The sequence below is a fragment of the Micromonospora sp. NPDC093277 genome (genome assembly GCF_044765245.1).
GTDB lineage: Bacteria > Actinomycetota > Actinomycetes > Mycobacteriales > Micromonosporaceae > Micromonospora.
Genome location: NZ_JBIWJO010000004.1, coordinates 177,488 through 194,251 on the forward strand (window position 1 = coordinate 177,488; position 16,764 = coordinate 194,251).

18 protein-coding genes are annotated in these 16,764 nt (G+C 72.3%); 2 read left to right on the forward strand and 16 right to left on the reverse strand.

All coding sequences use genetic code 11. The features are described 5' to 3' along the window. Positions 1–31 precede the first annotated feature (31 nt). From ACIRG9_RS11125 to ACIRG9_RS11135, 3 genes are all read right to left on the reverse strand, one after another. Complete coding sequence (locus ACIRG9_RS11125) at positions 32–1,708, reverse strand: sensor histidine kinase (protein ID WP_402853540.1); 1,677 nt, start codon at positions 1,706–1,708, stop codon at positions 32–34. Further along, positions 1,705–2,457 (reverse strand): response regulator transcription factor, encoded by a 753-nt coding sequence (locus ACIRG9_RS11130; RefSeq protein ID WP_402854254.1) that lies wholly within the window; start codon positions 2,455–2,457, stop codon positions 1,705–1,707. The genes ACIRG9_RS11125 and ACIRG9_RS11130 overlap by 4 nt, the downstream gene beginning before the upstream one ends. 70 nt (positions 2,458–2,527) lie before the next feature. Next, on the reverse strand, positions 2,528–3,841 hold the full coding sequence (locus ACIRG9_RS11135; protein WP_402853543.1) for an efflux RND transporter periplasmic adaptor subunit: 1,314 nt from the start codon (positions 3,839–3,841) through the stop codon (positions 2,528–2,530). Positions 3,842–4,037: 196 nt separating this feature from the next. Here ACIRG9_RS11135 and ACIRG9_RS11140 point away from each other — a divergent pair, with 196 nt between their 5' ends. Then, the gene (locus ACIRG9_RS11140; RefSeq protein ID WP_402853546.1) at positions 4,038–4,646 is read left to right on the forward strand and encodes a hypothetical protein; all 609 of its coding nucleotides are present in this window, start codon (positions 4,038–4,040) and stop codon (positions 4,644–4,646) included. 430 nt (positions 4,647–5,076) lie between these two features. Here ACIRG9_RS11140 and ACIRG9_RS11145 read toward each other — a convergent pair whose 3' ends face one another. From ACIRG9_RS11145 to ACIRG9_RS11190, 10 genes are all read right to left on the reverse strand, one after another. After that, positions 5,077–6,990, reverse strand: coding sequence for an EAL domain-containing protein (locus ACIRG9_RS11145; RefSeq protein ID WP_402853549.1), 1,914 nt, complete (start codon positions 6,988–6,990; stop codon positions 5,077–5,079). Beyond that, positions 6,977–7,600 (reverse strand): RNA polymerase sigma factor, encoded by a 624-nt coding sequence (locus ACIRG9_RS11150; RefSeq protein ID WP_402853552.1) that lies wholly within the window; start codon positions 7,598–7,600, stop codon positions 6,977–6,979. The genes ACIRG9_RS11145 and ACIRG9_RS11150 overlap by 14 nt, the downstream gene beginning before the upstream one ends. Further along, positions 7,597–7,890, reverse strand: a complete 294-nt coding sequence (locus ACIRG9_RS11155; protein ID WP_402853555.1) for a hypothetical protein — start codon at positions 7,888–7,890, stop codon at positions 7,597–7,599. The genes ACIRG9_RS11150 and ACIRG9_RS11155 overlap by 4 nt, the downstream gene beginning before the upstream one ends. Positions 7,891–8,136: 246 nt before the next feature. Further along, positions 8,137–9,318, reverse strand: a complete 1,182-nt coding sequence (locus ACIRG9_RS11160; protein WP_402854257.1) for a hypothetical protein — start codon at positions 9,316–9,318, stop codon at positions 8,137–8,139. A 197-nt stretch (positions 9,319–9,515) separates the two neighbouring features. After that, positions 9,516–10,715, reverse strand: coding sequence for an enhanced intracellular survival protein Eis (gene eis, locus ACIRG9_RS11165; RefSeq protein WP_402853558.1), 1,200 nt, complete (start codon positions 10,713–10,715; stop codon positions 9,516–9,518). A gap of 53 nt (positions 10,716–10,768) precedes the next feature. After that, positions 10,769–11,461 (reverse strand): hypothetical protein, encoded by a 693-nt coding sequence (locus tag ACIRG9_RS11170; RefSeq protein WP_402853561.1) that lies wholly within the window; start codon positions 11,459–11,461, stop codon positions 10,769–10,771. After that, on the reverse strand, positions 11,458–12,276 hold the full coding sequence (locus ACIRG9_RS11175; RefSeq protein ID WP_402853564.1) for an ATP-binding cassette domain-containing protein: 819 nt from the start codon (positions 12,274–12,276) through the stop codon (positions 11,458–11,460). Before ACIRG9_RS11175 ends, ACIRG9_RS11170 begins: the two co-directional genes overlap by 4 nt. After that, the gene (locus ACIRG9_RS11180; RefSeq protein WP_402853567.1) at positions 12,273–12,611 is read right to left on the reverse strand and encodes a PadR family transcriptional regulator; all 339 of its coding nucleotides are present in this window, start codon (positions 12,609–12,611) and stop codon (positions 12,273–12,275) included. Before ACIRG9_RS11180 ends, ACIRG9_RS11175 begins: the two co-directional genes overlap by 4 nt. 83 nt (positions 12,612–12,694) lie before the next feature. Further along, positions 12,695–13,414 (reverse strand): PP2C family protein-serine/threonine phosphatase, encoded by a 720-nt coding sequence (locus ACIRG9_RS11185; protein ID WP_402853570.1) that lies wholly within the window; start codon positions 13,412–13,414, stop codon positions 12,695–12,697. Between the two features lie 123 nt (positions 13,415–13,537). Beyond that, positions 13,538–14,098 carry a helix-turn-helix domain-containing protein gene (locus ACIRG9_RS11190; RefSeq protein ID WP_402853572.1) on the reverse strand — a complete coding sequence of 187 codons (561 nt, stop codon included), beginning with the start codon at positions 14,096–14,098 and terminating at the stop codon, positions 13,538–13,540. A 90-nt stretch (positions 14,099–14,188) separates the two neighbouring features. Here ACIRG9_RS11190 and ACIRG9_RS11195 point away from each other — a divergent pair, with 90 nt between their 5' ends. Continuing rightward, positions 14,189–15,475: a benzoate/H(+) symporter BenE family transporter gene (locus ACIRG9_RS11195; RefSeq protein WP_402853575.1), complete on the forward strand. Its 1,287-nt coding sequence runs from the start codon at positions 14,189–14,191 to the stop codon at positions 15,473–15,475. A 94-nt stretch (positions 15,476–15,569) separates the two neighbouring features. On the opposite strand, the gene ACIRG9_RS11200 is transcribed toward ACIRG9_RS11195, so the two are convergent. The 3 genes from ACIRG9_RS11200 to mscL form a co-directional block, all read right to left on the reverse strand. Next, positions 15,570–15,929: a hypothetical protein gene (locus tag ACIRG9_RS11200; RefSeq protein WP_402853578.1), complete on the reverse strand. Its 360-nt coding sequence runs from the start codon at positions 15,927–15,929 to the stop codon at positions 15,570–15,572. Positions 15,930–15,959: 30 nt separating this feature from the next. Continuing rightward, positions 15,960–16,208: a hypothetical protein gene (locus tag ACIRG9_RS11205; protein WP_402853581.1), complete on the reverse strand. Its 249-nt coding sequence runs from the start codon at positions 16,206–16,208 to the stop codon at positions 15,960–15,962. Between the two features lie 80 nt (positions 16,209–16,288). Continuing rightward, entirely contained in the window at positions 16,289–16,747 is a 459-nt protein-coding gene (gene mscL, locus ACIRG9_RS11210) for a large conductance mechanosensitive channel protein MscL (protein WP_402853583.1), read from the reverse strand. Positions 16,748–16,764 lie beyond the last annotated feature (17 nt).

Sequence of the window (16,764 nt, forward strand, 5' to 3'; positions counted from 1 at the left end):
CCGGTCGGCTGGGAGGAGGTTCCAGGCAAGCTCAGAGCTGGCTCGGAATCGCCGTCCGCAACTCGGGCTGGTCGGCCGGCGCACCGTCGGCGGCGTGGACCTCGGTGTCGGGACTGCCGGCGGCCTGTTCGAGCGCGGCGGGCAGCAGCACCCGGAAGGTCGTTCCCGCGTCCGGCGCGGTGTCCAGCTCGATGCAGCCGCCGTGGGCATGCACGATCGAGGCGGCGATGGAGAGCCCCAGGCCGGAGCCGCCGCCGTTGCCCCGCCCGCGGCTGGGATCCACCCGGTAGAGCCGCTCGAACACCCGGCCGGCGTGCTCCACCGGTATCCCCGGCCCGTCGTCGTGCACCTCCAGCACCGCGAGCCCCCCGCCGGTCGGCGCGGGCGGCGGGGCGGACCGGACAGCCGGGTCGGCCGCCGGTGCGGGCAGCCGCCCGATTCGGACGGTGACCTGCACCTCCGGCCCGGTGTGCTGGAGTGCGTTGCCGACCAGGTTCGCCGCGACCTGGCGGAGCCGGTGCTCGTCGCCGAGCACGCTCGGCGGCTCGAACGAGTCGTCGCAGTCGGCCAGGGTGGTCAGCCGGACGCGCCGCTCCGGCGTCCGGGCGTGCGCGTCGCGGATGGTGTCGGCGGCTATCTCCAGCAGGTCGACGGGACGCAGCGCGGGAATCCGCTGCTGGTCCAGCCGGGCGAGCAGGAGCAGGTCCTCGACCAGTACACCCATCCGGGCCGCCTCGCCCTCGATGCGGCTCATCGTCTCGTCGAGCAGCGGCCCCGCCGGGGCACCGCCACGCCGGTACAGCTCGGCGAAGCCCCGGATCGAGGTCAGCGGGGTACGCAGCTCGTGCGAGGCGTCCGCGACGAACTGGCGCAGCCGCCGTTCGGAGGCAGCGCGGGCGGCCATTTCGGCACCGATCCGGTCCAGCATCAGGTTCACCGCCGCGCCCAGCCGGCCCGGCTCGGTGTGCGGGTCGACCCCGTCGACCCGGTGGGTGAGCTCGCCCCCGGTGATACCCGCGACGATGCCTTCCATCCTGGTCAGCGGGCGCAGGCCCAGCCGGACCACAGACGCGGCGAGCAGGCCCAGCCCGAGCAGCACGGTGCCGGCGACCGCCACGTCGATGAGCAGCAACCGGTCGGCGGTCCGGTCCACCTCGCTCAGTGACACGCCGAGAACCACCACCGCTCCGTCCTGCCCGACCGGCACGGCCAGCAACCGCCAATCGACTGCGCCGTCACCGCCAGCAACGGTGTACGGCCGTCCGGTCGTGGCCCGCGCCGTCACCTCGGCGAGAGTGCCCGGATCCGGGGCCGCCGCCGTCGGCGTGCTGCTGCGTTCGGTGTCCCGGGTGCCGTCCGCGCGGTAGACCAGGACCATCTGGTCCTGGCCCAGGCGGGCGAAGCGCCCGGACAGGTCACGGCCGGCGCCGGAGTCCGCTCCCGGCTCCGGCCAGGGGCTCGGGCTCGCGGCCTGCGGTGTGGAGTCGCCGGGCCAGGGCCCGATCCCCGGCCTGGGTCCGGCGTGCAGCGGCCGGGCCTGGGCGGTCAGCTGGTCGTCGATCCGCTCCAGCAGATAGCCGCGGAGCAGGAAGAACCCGGCCGTGTTCGCGCCGAGCAGGGCGAGCGTGGTGAGCGCAGCGACCACCAGCACGAGCCGGGAGCGCAGGGTCCAGTGTGCCCACGGGCGCACCCGCAGCCGGCGGTTCACTCGTCCCCGGGCGGTAGTCGGAGGGTGTATCCCACCCCGCGAACCGTGTGGATGAGTGGCGGGCCGAGCCGGTCGACCTTGCGTCGCAGGTAGTACACGTACGACTCGACGATCCGTCCGTCACCGCCGAAGTCGTAGTTCCACACCCGGTCGAGGATCTGCGCCTTGCTCACCACCCGGCCGGCGTTGAGCAGCAGATAGCGCAGCAGCCGGAACTCGGTCGGCGACAGCTCCACCGGCTGACCCGCCCGGCGTACCTGGTGCGCGCCGTCGTCGAGCTCCAGGTCGGCGTAGCGCAGCGTGGAACTCTCCGGCACCGCCGGCGACTCAGGTCGGCTGCGTCGCAGGATGGCCCGGATCCGCAGCACCACCTCCTCGAGGCTGAACGGCTTGGCGACGTAGTCGTCCGCGCCGACCACCAGCCCGGTCACCCGGTCCTCCACCGTGTCCCTGGCGCTCAGGAAGAGCACCGGCACCGGCCGCCCGGCCGCGCGCAGCCGCCGGGCCACCTCGAACCCGTCGAGGTCCGGCAGCATCACGTCGAGGACGACCAGGTGGGGGTCGAACTCCTCGACGCAGGCCAGTGCCGCTCGGCCGCTGGCGGCCACCCGGGTGTCGTACGCGACCAGGCGCAGCGCGGCGGCGAGCAGCGTGGAGATGTTCGGCTCGTCGTCGACCACCAGCACCCGGGCGGCATCGGTCGTGCCGTCGAGAGCTGGGGTCGGGCCCTCCCCGGGCGGCCGGAGGATGTCGGTTCGCACCGGCTCTGCCTACCGGGCCTGCCTCGGAGCGACCTGTGTGGAACCTGTGCCCCAGCTGTCACCAGGACCGCAGGACGACGTCGCCGGCGGCCAGCCCCTCGGTGACCTGGGTGTACTGGTCGCCACGTAGGCCGACGGCGACCGTACGCAACTCGCCGGAATCACCGAACCGCACGGTGCCGTGGCCGTCCGTCACATCGTGCACCGCGGTGGACGGCACGCGCAGCGAATCGGTGACCGATCCGGTGCGCACGGTCACCGCCGCGGTCTGCCCGATCAGCAGGTTCTCCGGGGCCTCGGTGAACGAGAGCACCACGCCGTAGCGGACCATCTGGCCGTCGGCGGTACCGGCCGGATCCACCTGCACGACGGTCGCCGAGAACGTCTGGCCGGCCCGGTCGGCGAGGCCCACCGTGGCGGTCTGCCCGACCGCGATGGCCGCCGCGTCCGCCTCCGGGAACTTCGCCTCGACCTGCATGCTGAAGGTGTCCGCCAGGGTGATGAAGGTGGCGCCTCGGCCGACCGTGCTGCCCACCTTCCCGGCGACGGACAGGACGGTGCCCCGGATCGGCGCGGTGATGGTGGCACCGGAACGCGTACTCTCCGCCTCCGCCACCGCTGCCTCGGCCTGGTTCACCCGGCGTTGCGCATCGAGGATCCGGTCGCCGCCGCCCTGGGATCCGCCGCCCTGAGGTCCGCCGCCGCCCTGGGATCCGCCGGAGCAGGCGGCGCCGCCGGGTGCACGTGTCGCGCCGGGCTGCGGGGCCTGCGGGGCCCCGGTTCGTGCGGGGGCGGTCTGTGCGGGGACGGGGCGGGTGGGGGAGGCGGGTGGCACGCTGCTGGCGGACGGGGCCGGTGTCGCGGATTCCGACGCCGCCGAGGGAGTCGGGGTCGCCGTCCCGGTGGGCTGCGGCGACGTCCACGCGACGGGCCGGACGGCGGCGGTCGGACAGCTCGACGCCGCGCTGGTCGGCTTGCGCGCTTCGGTCAGCGCGTTCCGGGCATCCGTCAGGTCCTGCTCGGCACGGTTGACCGCGTCGGCCGCCGCGGCGACGTCCTCGTCGGAGAGGGTGGCGAGCTGCTGCCCGGCCCGCACCACGGTGCCGGGCCGAACGGCGACGCTCGCCACCGTGCCGGAAACCGTGAAGCTCAGCGCCCGGGTGGTCGCCGTCTGGACCGTGCCGGTGGTGGCGACCTGGATCTCGACCGGTCCCCGGTCGACCGCGACGGTGACCGGCTGGGCCGGTACCTCGTCGGCGTCCGCGGTGAACACCAACGCCCCGGCGGTGCCGAGCACGAGCGTGGCGCCGGCGACCGCGGCCCCCCAGCGGCCCCGTCGAGTACGCCACAGTCGGGTCTGGCCGTCTTCCATGACGGGTCAGTCTGCCGGCCGCTCCTCTCCACCGGCTCGGTCCCAGCTCGGAGTTGCCTCAAAGCAGCGGCCCCACCGGCGGGGTCGGCCCGGGCGCCACCGAGAAAGCTCCGAGGCAACTCCCAGTCCGGTCCGAGGCGACCCGGAGCTGGGACCGGTTACCTGAGCGGGTCCCGGAAACGGCTGAGGAGTCTCCGTGTCGAAGACTGGAAGGGGCCGCCTGCTGGCGGCCGTCCTGACCGCCGCCGCGTCGGCGCTGCTGACCGCCTGCGGCGGAGACAGTACCCCCACCACCGCCGCGACCGGCGGCGAAGGGAACAACGCCTTCGCCGCGTACCAGAACTGCCTGCGCGACAACGGCATCACCCTGCCTTCGGCCGGCCCGGACCGCTCTCCCAGGGAGCGGCCGTCCGGCTTCCCGACCGATCGGCCGTCCGGCTTCCCGACCGCCTGGCCGTCCGGCTTCCCGACGGACCGGCCCTCCGGTTTCCCGACGGCTCGACCCTCCGGTGGCGGGGGACGCGGGTTCCCGGGGATGGGCCGGCCGGCGGATGTCGACGAGGCCACCTGGCAGAAGGCGCAGGAGGCGTGCTCGTCGCTGATGCCGACCGGACGGCCCGGCGGGTGGGGCGGGCCCGGCGGCTCGGCCGGGCCGGGCGCCGGCCAGGGCGACGGGCGTGACACGGCCTACCGCACCTGCCTCAACGGGCGCGGCGTCAATCTGGACAATCTCGACCCGTCCGACGCGAAGACGAAGGAGGCGCTGACCGCCTGCGCACCGGTCAGCCCGGCACCGACGAACTGAAGCCCGTCGCGGCGGACTTCTTACGCATGCTGGCAAGCCTGCCACTTGTCGCAGATCCGGTGTGGCGTGGCCGCCACCGCCGACCAGGTCGCGGCCACGATCGGGTACGCGCGAACAGCCTGGGTCTGGCACGCGCGGGGAAGGCAGCAGGCCACGGGAAAGGCACCCGACCAGCCGCCACCCGCGGGGCCGGCGCGGCCCAGCGGTGAGCGTGCCGCCCAGCATGCCGAGCCGCTCCTGGAGTCCGGGCAGACCGAGTCCGCCGCGCGGGGATTCGCGGCGTATGAGCCTCCCCGACCAGGACGAGGAGCTGCGGACAGTGACGGAGCGGTGAAGCCGTGAACGACTGGCGCGGGTCGTACGGGTGCAGCCGGGCCGCCCCGTGTCATGGCCGCAGACCGGACTGACTGGTTCATCCCATGGCCCTCTGCTAGCCCATGGCGGTGTGCTGCGGCGGAAACCCCAGTTCGAGTTCGATCGTCTGCACCTGCTGCCCTGGGCTTACCGCTATCGGTTCAGGTCTTCCGGTCGCGTAGCCCTGGGCGAAGTCGACCCCACAGCTCTTCAGAAGTTCGATGGTCGCGTCGTCCTGGACATATTCAGCAGCGACACTGATACCGAGTGTGTGACACAGCTCCACCAGCTTCGACACGACGGCTTGGTCCGTAGCCGACCGGCAGAGATCGACGACGAACACTCCATCGATCTTGACCAGGTCCACCGGAAGGTATTTCAGATGAGCAAGGGCGGCGTATCCCGTACCGAAGTCGTCGAGCGCGAGGTGACAGCCGATCTGCCTGATCCCCGTGGCGAAGGCCAGGGCTTCGTTACGGTTCTCGATGAGAGTCGTCTCAGTGATCTCGAAGGTCAGGCATTCCGGCTTCACTCCGTGCCGGTTGATCGCCTCGGTCACGTAGTTGAGCAGGCCGGGGTCGGCGAGCGACTTGCCAGAGATATTGACCTGGTAGTGGGAGGTCTGGGCTCCCCGGCCGATCAGTTCCAGGGCATGGTCGATGACCCACTTGTCCACCGTGAGGATCTCGCCGACACGCTCGGCCATGTCGAGGAAAGCCGAAGGTGCGACGGACTCGCCGGTATCGCTGCGAATTCGCAGGAGGATCTCGTGGCGAGTGACCTCGTTGAGGCGGAGGTCGACGATGGGCTGGGCATAGAGCGCGAACCTGTTGGCCGACACCGCACGCCGTACCCGGGAACGGCAGCGGTCTGTCCGATCCTTGTCGGCAACGGGCTGATCGAGAATGGTGATCGGGCTGCCGTTGCGGCGCGCGTCGCGGGCCGCGTGCTCGCCATCGATGAGCAGGTCGAACCCGGTGGCGGAAACGCCGCTGCCGAAATGTACCAAGCCCGCCCACGTGTTGAGGCGCAGAGTTTTCCGCCGGACACTGAACAGATGGCGTCGGAACGTGTCGATGATCCGGGCCGCCAGGGTTTCGGCGGCTTCCGCGTGCTCGTCGGCCGGGGCATGGAGCACGCCCCACAGGCCGGAGCCGACCAGCCCACAGGTCACCTCATCCCCGACGATCGTGCGCAGGAGCCGGGCGACCGCCGCCGTCAACTGGTCGTGATCCTCGTCGGTGAGCGCATCGGGTAGCCGAGTGGCGGGTTCGGTCGCCACGACGACAAGTGCTCCGCCGGTGGTACGGCGTGCTCGATCGACCTCGTCGATGAGGTAGCCGCGGGTCGGCAGTCCGGTCACGATGTCCTGCATGGCCAGGTCGGCACAGAGCATCTCGCTGCGGGTGGCGAGCCGGCGGCGCTCTTGCCGGACAAGCTCAAGTGCGGTGACATCATTTCCGGTGGCGATGATCCCCGACGGCTCGCCCGCGGTGGTGAGTATCTCGATGTGGCAGTGCACGTGGCGGACGCAGCCGGCCGGCTGGATCACCCTGAAGGTGACCTCGCCGGGATGGCGCCGTTCCCATGCCGTTTCGACAGCACTGCGAACCATCTCCACATCTGCGGGATGAACGAGTTTGACAAGCGTCTCGGGGGTGAGGCGCAGCGTTCCCGGCGCGTGGCCGAAGATCATTGCCATTTCGTCCGACCAGAAGAGGCGTCCGAAACCTTCGGTCTTACCGCAACCGGTCGTCCAGGTGATCGTGCCCAGCTTCGCCAGCTGTGCGGCGCGCGCGACTCTGGTCGCCTCGTCGATATCCGCGGTCAACGGGTCGGCGAGATCGGTGTCGACAATGATCTCGTACCCTTCGGCGAGTGAGAGGTCGTACTGGCCCTGAGTCGCCCGGGCGACGCGGCGTGCGCGGGCGAGTTCCAGAGGGCTGGGCTGGCTTGTTTCGGCCAGCGCCAGAATGTCATCGAGATCCACGACTGCCTCCCCGGCGCCGACGGCTTTCCGAGTCCGTGTAGCCGGCTTCCTCGGCCAGTTCGCGCAGCCGCCTTCTCGCGGCGAGTTTGTAGGAGCGGACGCTGTTCTCGGCCAATCCGAGGACCCGGGCAATCTCCTGGTTGGAGAACCCCTCGCGGGACATCTGAAACACCTCGGCATGCCTCGACGGGAGTTGGTGCAACCATGTCCGTAGCGTCTCCTGTGCCTCCCACACGTCGGCGATGTCCGGGTGCGGCGCTGGTGGCAGGTCTTCGGGCGCTACCGCCGCTTCCCGCTGACGTCGTTGACGCTCCTTGCGGATCTTGTTCCGGGCCGTGATGATCACCCAGCCGATCGGCTCGGCGTAGGTACGGAGCTTGGGCCACTGGACTCGCGCGTGTAGGTACGCCTCGTTGAGAGCGTCCTGGACCACCTCACGGTCCCAGCACCCCGCCCTGAGGATTCGCTCCACTGTGTGGTAATTGTTCTCGGCGAAAACCTCGAATTCCTGGTCATGCTCGGCTTTGAGGCGCGCGGCCTCCGCCTTTCGCGCCGTCTCGCTGTCGGCCGGCTCCGGTATCAGGGCGGCGGTGCCCTCCACCCCGATCACGCGGCCTCCCTGGAGTCGTCGTACCTCGGTGTGCTGCGGCCACCCAGCTCCACCTCACGATGCCCGTCACGATCACGCTCCACGATCCGCACCACGTCGTGGTCGGCCTCTGCGAGCCTTATCAGCCCGGTCACCCGGGCTGCGGTGCGTGTCGACGCCTCGCGCTCCTCGTGTAACCGTGTCCGGTGCGCGACGTAGGCCCGTACCAACCCTGCCGTCGTGCCAGCGACGGCTAGTGCGGCAGCCATCACCTCGTATCCGGAGAGCGGATCCGGCAGCGCTTCGTTCATCATTCCCCCTCGTCACCCTCGGTTCACCAATTACTATCCGTGGGGAGGAGCGAATGTAGATGTCTCACCGTCCACAATCTTCGCAGAGATCAATGATCAAGAAGTCCACCTGGTTGTACGTCGCAAAGTCATGATTGCGGCACTCTGGGCGAGGCGACTTGCCGGTGCCGTCAACCCCACTTGCATGCACCATCGGATTACTCTCCGTAGTGAACTAATCGCTTCGTGGCGCAGGGGTTCATCGGCTCAGGTCAGGGTGGAGGCGGTCACCGTGGGTGGGCGGGCGCCGAGGAAGAAGATGCCGGGAAAGCCCCGGGTCTCGAAGCCCTGGCTGGGGTTGCGGCGCAGGGTCGAGTGCTCGATCCGCAGGGTCCCGGTCCGGTTGTTGCTGACGAAGAAGATCGCGCCACCGCCCTCGTTGGCGCGGTTGCCCTCGATGATCGTGCCGGCGATCCGGACGGTGAACTCGTTGCCGTCGCAGTAGATCGCGCCGCCGCTGCCGCCACCGGAGGTGCCGCCCCGGGCCGGGTTGGCGCCCGCGCCGACCGCCCGGTTGTCGCGGAAGACGCTGTTCAGCACGGTCCAGGAGACGCCGATGCTGCTGGTCGCCGCGCCGTTGGCGCAGACCCCGCCGGTGAAGGTGCTGCTCACCACGTACACCGGCTTGTTCTCGTACTGGCTGAGCACCCGGAGGGCGGCGCCGCCCAGGTCCGGCCCGGTCCTGTCGCAACGGTTGTCGACGAACCGGGTGTTGACCACCTTGAACCGGCCGCCCCGTACGAAGATCGCGCCGCCTCCGCCGCCCTCGGTGCGGTCGCCCGTCGAGTTGCCGGCGGCGAAGGTCAGGTTCTGCACGGTGAGCTGCGGGTGGTCCTGGTTCTGGCAGTGCGAGGTGGTCCAGCCCTGGGCCTGGTCGCAGGTGTTCATGTAGAGGATCCGGCGCTGGCCACCGCCGCTCAGGGTCACCTTGCCGCCGCCGTCCAGCACGATCCGCGGCCCGTGCGAGTTGACCACCTTCGCGGTGGCCTTCATCCGGATGGTCACCGGCGCCGGGCCGCAGTCGAAGGTGATGATCCCGCCGGCCGCGACGGCCTTCACCACCGCCTCGGAGGTGCAGCTCGCGGCGGTCCCGGAGCCGACCGTACGGGTCGGGCGTGCGGTGTCCACCGCCCGCGCCTCGGCCGGCACGGCGGCACCACCACCCGGGTTGCCGGCCCGGAACGGGGACGCCGACGGGGTGGCGCTCGGCTGCGCGGCGCCGAGTGCGGCCCGCGCGGCCGGGCCGGCCGTCGGGGTGACCGCCGGAGCGGCCGCGGATCCGGTCGCGCCGACCGGTGCCGCGCGGGAACCGGCCGGATCGGTCGAGCCGCACGCGGGCAGCGCGGCGGCCCCCATCCCGAGGACGAACAGGACGACGAGCGACTTGATACGCACCGCCCGATGCTAGGAGCCCACCAGCTCCCGCACGACCTTCCGCCACATCCTTAACCCACCCCTAAGCCACCGCCCCCGCCCGTCCATACAGGCCGCACTTTCGCCGAAAGAGTGGCCTTCCGGCGCTCGGAGGCCACAGTTTCCGTGAATCTGCGTGGATCTTGGGGTTTCGGGGGGCGGGGGTGGGGGGGTTAGAAGTCGGCGAAGAGATATGGGAGCTGGCGGGGGAAGAGGCGGCGGAGCTCGGTGGCGGCTTCCGCCGGGATCTCGCCGAGCCCCCGGATGGCGACCTCGGCGGGGTCCAGCACCCCGTACGCCAGGCCGGAGAGCCCGGCGGCGGTGAGCGTCGCGGTCGGGACGGTGCCCGCACCGGCGGAATCTCCGGGCAACACCTCCAGCCGGCCGGTGGTGCCGTCGAGCAGGTGGGTGCCGGCGAGCCACCGGTCACCGACCAGCTCGACATTGACCCGGCCGGCTCCGGCCGGCAGACCGGCGAGCGCGTCCAGGTCGAGCAGCCGGGCCATCGGGGCGGACGACCCGGGCCGGGACACCCGCGCCTCGACGTGCACCGCCAGGTCGGTCAGCCACAGCTCGGGCAACTCGTCGACGGGCAGGTGGACGCGGATCCGGTCCACCTGGTCGACGTGGCGGGCGAAGAACTGGAGCAGCGACGCGCGGGCGTACGGGTCGTCGGCGAGCAGGTCGTCGGCGATCAGCTCGCCGCCGTGGTCGTCGATGCGGTAGGTGACCGCGCCGACCGTCGCGCCGTCGCGTACCGCGGTGAGCAGCCAGCGGTCGTCCCGGTCGCGCAGGCCGACGGCCCGGAAGTCGGGGAAGATCGCGAACCCGTGTCGCTGGTGCAGGCAGTGCTCGGTGTACGCGCGCCACCTCTCGTAGCCAGCGCCGGTCCGTTCCCAGACCAGCTCGCCGGGCAGTTCGGCCCGGAGCAGCGGGGCCAGGTCGGCCGGAGAGAAGACGGCGCTACGCCGGTGCGGCAGCCCGACATAGCCGAAGCGCTCGTAGAAGGAGGCGCGGAACGGGTACAGCGCGGTCAGCGCGTGCCCCTCCGCCCGCATCTCGTCGAGGAGCTGATGCAGCAGCGCCCGGACGTGGCCACGCCGGCGGGCCAGCGGGTGGGTCGCCACCCCGGCCACGCCGGCCATCGGCAGGACGCGACCACGCAGGTTCTGCCGCATCGGGATCGCCGTGGCGGCGGCCGTCGCGCCACCGTCCTCCTCGACGACCAGCGTCCGGTTGCCCGTCTGGTACGGCAGGTACTCGCGGAACTCGTCGATTCGGGACGCGGCCATCGGCGACGCCTCGAACGCGTACGCCTGGAGCGGGAAGCTGTGGGTCAGGCGCTCCTCGGCGGCCAACCGGCGGATGATCATCTGCTCATCCCAACCTGCCGGGGCGACCGGCGCAACCGGATTGGCCGGTCCGGTCAGGTCACCGGCAGGTGCCGTACGTGCCGACGGCGGCGCAGCCGGGCGGTGGACACGCCCGCCACCGCGAGGACCAGTACGGCGGTCACCACCACCGCGTGTACCAGCCCCCGGGCCAGGTAGCCGTCGTCGGTGTGGTCGACCGCCCAGGTGGCGATCTCCCGGGCCGACCAGAACGGGGTGAGCCGGGCGCCGGTGCCGGCCGGGTCGATCAGCATCTGCACCGCCACCACGGTGAGCAGCAGCAGGGTCCCCTCCAGTTCGCGCGGCAGCACCGCGCCGATCAGCATGCCGAAGGGCGCGGCCACCGCGACGGCGCAGAGCATCGCGGCCGCCACCCCGCCGTACCGGAGGCCGGACGCGTCGACGGCGATGAGCGCGAAGAAGGGCACGGCGATGGCGACGCCGATCGCCCAGAGGCCGAGCATCCGCCCGAGGTAGATGTCGTGCGGCCGGTATCCGGCGAGCCGCAGCCGGGGCTCCAGCTCACGGGCCGCGCCGGTGGCGAAGAGCGCCGCGGTGCTCACCGCCCAGCTGATCCCGAGCAGCAGCGCGCGTACCGACTGCCCGATGTAGGCGTCGCGGCGGATGAGGTAGAAGGCGAGCGGCATGAGGAGCAGCAACAGGAGTACGCCCCGGCGGCGGATCAGCTCCCGCAGGGTCATCTCGGCGACGGTCAGCAGTGGGTTCACGGACGGCCTCCCGATCTGGCGGGGGTGAGGTCGAGGACCAGGTCGACCCGGTCGAGCTGGTTGAGCAGGTGGGTCACCACGACGATGGCCCGGCCCTCGTCCCGCAACCGCAGGAGCTGGTCCCAGAAGTTGACGTAGGAGCCCCGGTCGAAGCCCTGGTACGGCTCGTCGAGCAGCAGCACGTCCGGCTCGGTCAGGGTGGACAGGGTGAGGTTGAGCTTCTGCCGGGTGCCGCCGGAGAGCCGCCGGGTGAGCACCGGCTCGTCGGACTCCCAGCCGAGTTGGCGGGCCGCGACCTGCCCGGCTCGGCGGGCGCCGGCCCGGCCCAGGCCCTGGCCGGCGCCGATCAGCACGAAGTGCTCGTCCGGCAGGAGGAAGTCGGCGGTGCCGCCCTGCTGCGGGCAGTAGCCCAGCCGGCCGGACACGGTAACCTGCCCGCCGTCGGGGGATTCCAGGCCGGCGCAGATCCGCAGGAAGGTGCTCTTGCCGCAGCCGTTGGCGCCGACCACCGCCGCGATCTGCCCGGCTCGGACGGTCAACCCGGCGTCGCGCAACACGGTCCGCCGGCCGTAGCGTTTGGTGATGCCCTCGGCGTGCAGCCGGACCGGACCGGGGCGGGGGCCCGGGCGGGTGCCGATGCTGTCGGCGATCACGGCGGCGTACCGGTCCGGCGGGCCGAACACGGCCCACGGGTCGCCGCCGCTGTCCCGCAGGTGGGTGGCGGCCTCGGCGACCACGTGCCGGATGTCCTCGCTCGCCACCCGGCGCCGCCGCAGCTCGGCCCCGAACGTGTGTAGCCACTGGTCGGCGTTCACCCGTCGACTCCTCCCGTCACGATGGCGGTCACCGGCGTCACGAACGCCGTCCAGTCGTGCCCGCCCCGGCTCAGGGCGGCCCGTCCGTGGTCGGTGATCCGGTAGTACTTGCGGGCCGGGCCGCTCGCCCCCTCGCGCCACAGCGCGGTGACCAGGCCGGCGCGTTGCAGTCGCAGCAGCACCGGGTAGAGGGTGCCGCCCTGGATGGGGCCGATGCCCGCCGCGTCGAGCGACTGGGCCAGCTCGTAGCCGTACGACTCGCGGTCGCGCAACAGGCCGAGGACGCAGAGGTCGAGCACCCCGCGCAACCACTGACCCCGCCGCTCGATCTCCACGGAACGGAAGGGTAGCGCCACTATCTAGATGGCACAACTATCTAGCTAGGTAGACGCCGCCCGTGCTGCGACGGGCGGCCGGTTCAGCCCGCGGCGACGTCGGACACCACGACGGTGACGTTGTCCGGCGCGCCGGCCTGGTGGGCGAGCTTGACCAACTGCTCGCCGCACTGCTGCCGGTCGGTGTACGTGGCGAGCGTCGTGGCGATGGCCGCATCCTCCACATAGTCGGACAGGCCGTCGCTGCACAGCAGCAGCCGGTCGCCGGGGACGAGGGTCAGCACCCCGATGGCCGGCGGTGTGTCGGAACCCTGCACGGCGCGGGTGACCAGGGAACGCTGCGGGTGGTGCCGGGCCTGGTCGGCGGAGAGCGCGCCCTGGTCGACCAGCGCCTGCACGAAGGTGTCGTCCCGGGTGAGCTGGGACAGCTCGCCGTCGCGCAGCAGATAGCAGCGGGAGTCGCCGACCTGGGCGAGGACCAGGGCGTCGCCGGCGAGCAGGCCGGCGGTCAACGTCGTACCCATGCCCTCGCGGGCCGGGTCCACCGCGATGGCGTCCCGGATGCGCTGGTTGGCGGCGCTCACCACGGCACGCAGCGCGTCGGCGGCCTCGTCGGGGGTGGTCGGCGGGGTCAGCTCGTCCAGGATCCGGATGACGATCTCGCTCGCCACCTCGCCGGCGGGCAGCCCGCCCATCCCGTCGGCCACCGCCACCAGGCGGTCACCGGCGAGTGCGGAGTCCTCGTTGTTGGTCCGGACGAGGCCGACGTCGTTGCGGATGGCCGAGCGGAGGATCAGCGTCATGGGACAAGCTTGCCAAGAAGACCCGCTCCCCGTCTCTACCGAGGTGCCCGTCCGCTGAAAGAACTGCTGCCGTCTTTCATCAACAATCGAGTCACCGGCTCTCCGCAGTGGCCGGTGCCGGGCTCAGCGGCGCGGGTAACGCAGCAGCAGGCTGGCGTGCACCTCCTCGTCGCCGACCGCGGCATAGCTGTGCGGTACGTCGGAGGTCCAGCGCAGGTGGCCACCGGCCGCGGCGGTCAGCGGGGCATCCACCGGCCCGGCCCGCAGCACGCCCGCGAAGACGGTGACGTGCTCGGTCACCCCGGACTGGTGCGCGGGGGAGAGCTGGCCGGGCCCGGGGGTGACCCGCATCCGGTACAGCTCGTAGGTCGCGTCGGCCTCGGTGAAGACCTCCAGCAGGGTGGCGCTGACCGCCGCGCCGCTGACCGTGGGTTCCGCCGCCGCCGCGGAGAGTACGGCGGTGAGCGGTACGCCGAGCTGCGCGGTGACCGCGTACAGGGTTTCCAGGGTCGGGTTGCGGGTGCCGTTCTCCAGTCCGGAGAGGGTGGCCTTCCCGACGCCCGCCAGCCGGGCCAGCGTGGAGAGGGACATCCCGCGCTCCTCGCGGAGGGCGCGGACCTGGCGTCCGACCGCCCCGGCCCCCGTGTCGGCTGTCGGGTCCCGGTCTGGTGGGGCTGCTGCCATCCGGCTATGGTGCTACATCGCACCGTTCCGTAAACGGAACGGTGCGGCCGCCGCAACGGCGGCGCGGACCGCAACCCGCGGGAGGAAGGCATGACCGGTCGACTCCAACCCGTGCTGGCCGGGGTCGTGACCGCCCTCGTCGGCTTCGCCAGCTCGTTCACGGTGGTGCTCGCCGGGCTGCGTGCGGTCGGCGCCGACCAGGCGCAGGCGGCCTCCGGCCTGCTGGCGCTCTGCGTCGCCACCGGCTGCTGCGCGGTCTGGCTGGGGCTGCGCCACCGGCTGCCACTGGCGATCGCCTGGTCCACCCCGGGCGCGGCGCTGCTGGTCGCCACCGGCCCCGTGCCCGGCGGCTGGCCGGCGGCCGTCGGCGCGTTCCTGCTCACCGGCCTGCTGATCGCCGCCGCCGGACTGGTCCCGGCGCTCGGCCGGGCGGTCGCCGCGATCCCCGGCCCGATCGCCAGCGCCATGCTCGCCGGAGTGCTGCTGCCACTGTGCACCGCGCCGGTCCGGGCCCTGGTCGAGGTGCCCCGACTGGCCGGGCCGGTGGTGCTCGCCTGGCTGGTGCTGCACCGGTTCGCCCGCCGCTGGGCGGTGCCGGGCGCGCTGGCCGTGGCGGCGGTGGCGATCGCGCTGACCACCTCCGGGCCGGTCCGGGCGCACCTCGCCCCGACCGTCGCGCTGACCGCACCGACCTGGACGCTGCCCGCGGTGTTCGGCCTCGCGCTGCCGCTGTTCCTGGTCACCATGGCCGCGCAGAACGTGCCCGGGACGGCCGTCCTCGCCGGCTACGGCTACCGGGCCCCGCTGGGCTCCGCGCTCCGGGCGACCGGGCTCGCCACCGCGCTCGGCGCCCCGGCCGGCGGGCACGCGGTGAACCTGGCCGCGATCACCGCCGCCCTGGCCGCCGGCCCGGACGCCCACCCCGACCCGGAGCGGCGCTGGATCGCCTCGGTCACCGCCGGCATCGGCATGGCACTGCTCGGCCTGGGCGCCGGCGTGGCGACCGCCCTGGTGCTGCTCTCGCCGCCGGTCCTGGTCGAGGCGGTGGCCGGACTGGCGCTGCTCGGCGCGCTGGCCGGCGCGGTCTCCGCGGCCGTCGCCGAGCCGGACGCCCGGGAGGCGGCGGTGGTCACCTTCGTGGTCACCGCCTCCGGGGTGAGCCTGCTCGGGGTGGGCGGCGCGTTCTGGGGCCTGGTCGCCGGCTGGCTGATGCTCCTGCTCTTCCGCCGCCGGACCGGCCGTGCGACACCGCCGTCCTCGGCCGACCGGCCGACGTCGCCGATGGCGGACCGGCCGACGTCGCCGATGGCGGAGCGGCCGACGTCGCCGGTGGCGGAGCGGCCGGCGGGGGAGCCGGTCCCCGCGACGCGCCTTTGATCGACTCCGTGTGCGGAATGTGGTGGTCTCGGAGGCCGCGGAGACCGCCGTTTGCGGCACATGGAGTGGATCACTCGAGGAGGTCCCGGGCCGGTCATTCCTCCTCGGGCAATTCCGCGGCCGGGACGTCGAGGCGTACGCCCTGGTCGGTGACGGCGGCGATCCGGTCGGCCAGCACGTAGACCGCGCCGGTCCGGACCAGCTCGGTGCAGACCTTCAGGTAGCCGGTACGCAGCAGCCGGGCGGCCAGGTCGGCGGGGACGTCCGGTTCCTCGACCGCCGCCGACTCGATCAGCTCGTCCAGGCTGCTGCCCGGGTCCACCGGGGCGGGCGCCTGCACGGTCACCGCGTTCGGGTCGCCGCGCTGAACGAGATCCACGGTGCCGACCTGGGCGCCGGTCGAGTCGACCACTCGCATACCCGTGGTGACCCGGGAAATGGTCTCCTGGCTCATGCAGGCAGCGGTTCCCGGGCCGGCCCGGCGCTAAACGGGCGGGGCCCAGCCGCTCGGCGGGCGGGGTGAGAGCTCGCGCCAGGTGTCCGGCCCTTCCATCAGTGCCCGGACCGTGTTCTCCGCCTCGTCAACGCTGCCGTACTCGTAGAACCGGGAGACCCCCTCGGCGCCGCCGGCGCGCTGCTCGATGTGCCAGCGGTCGCCGTCCACCCGCAGGAAGACGTCCCGCCGGGCCAGCCGCCCCCATTTCCCGTTCCACCAGTGCCTGCGCTGCTCCATGCCCCGGACTCTATCGAACATGTGTTCGACACACGTCGGCCCCCGTGGGATTCCCACAGGGGCCGGGTGCGGGCGGTGCGTCAGCGCGGGGCAGGCGGCTCCTGCCGGTGGCCCAGCACGTCGTCCAGCGCGCCCCGCTGGGCCGGCGTGGCCTGGTTGCCGGCGAGCAGCGCGTCCCGGATCTCGGTGAGCAGCCTGACCTCCTCGCTGGGGGCCGCCGGCGGCGGCTCCTCGCCGCGCTTGCGCCGCTCGGCGAGCTTGTTCATCGGGAACACCACGAGGAAGTAGAGCACCGCGGCGGTGATCAGGAAGGTGACCGCCGCGTTGACGAAGGCGGCCCAGTCCACGAAGTTGCCCTTGCTGATCTCCCAGGCCCCTGCGAACTGGTCCTCGCCGCCGCCGACCAGCTTGATGATCGGCTTCAGGAACGAGTTGGTGAAGGCCGAGACCAGGCCGGTGAACGCGGCACCGATGACGACACCGACCGCCAGGTCGATGACGTTGCCGCGCATGATGAAGTCTTTGAAGCCCTTGAGCATCCGCTCTCCCGTGCTGT

Bases quoted from the DNA above. Each gene is read 5' to 3' on its own strand.
- ACIRG9_RS11135 (WP_402853543.1), bottom strand. From the start codon at position 3,841: ATGGAAGACGGCCAGACCCGACTGTGGCGTACTCGACGGGGCCGCTGG.
- ACIRG9_RS11155 (WP_402853555.1), bottom strand. From the start codon at position 7,890: ATGAACGAAGCGCTGCCGGATCCGCTCTCCGGATACGAGGTGATGGCT.
- eis (WP_402853558.1), bottom strand. From the start codon at position 10,715: ATGATCATCCGCCGGTTGGCCGCCGAGGAGCGCCTGACCCACAGCTTC.
- ACIRG9_RS11185 (WP_402853570.1), bottom strand. From the start codon at position 13,414: ATGACGCTGATCCTCCGCTCGGCCATCCGCAACGACGTCGGCCTCGTC.
- ACIRG9_RS11190 (WP_402853572.1), bottom strand. From the start codon at position 14,098: ATGGCAGCAGCCCCACCAGACCGGGACCCGACAGCCGACACGGGGGCC.
- ACIRG9_RS11195 (WP_402853575.1), top strand. From the start codon at position 14,189: ATGACCGGTCGACTCCAACCCGTGCTGGCCGGGGTCGTGACCGCCCTC.
- ACIRG9_RS11200 (WP_402853578.1), bottom strand. From the start codon at position 15,929: ATGAGCCAGGAGACCATTTCCCGGGTCACCACGGGTATGCGAGTGGTC.
- ACIRG9_RS11205 (WP_402853581.1), bottom strand. From the start codon at position 16,208: ATGGAGCAGCGCAGGCACTGGTGGAACGGGAAATGGGGGCGGCTGGCC.
- mscL (WP_402853583.1), bottom strand. From the start codon at position 16,747: ATGCTCAAGGGCTTCAAAGACTTCATCATGCGCGGCAACGTCATCGAC.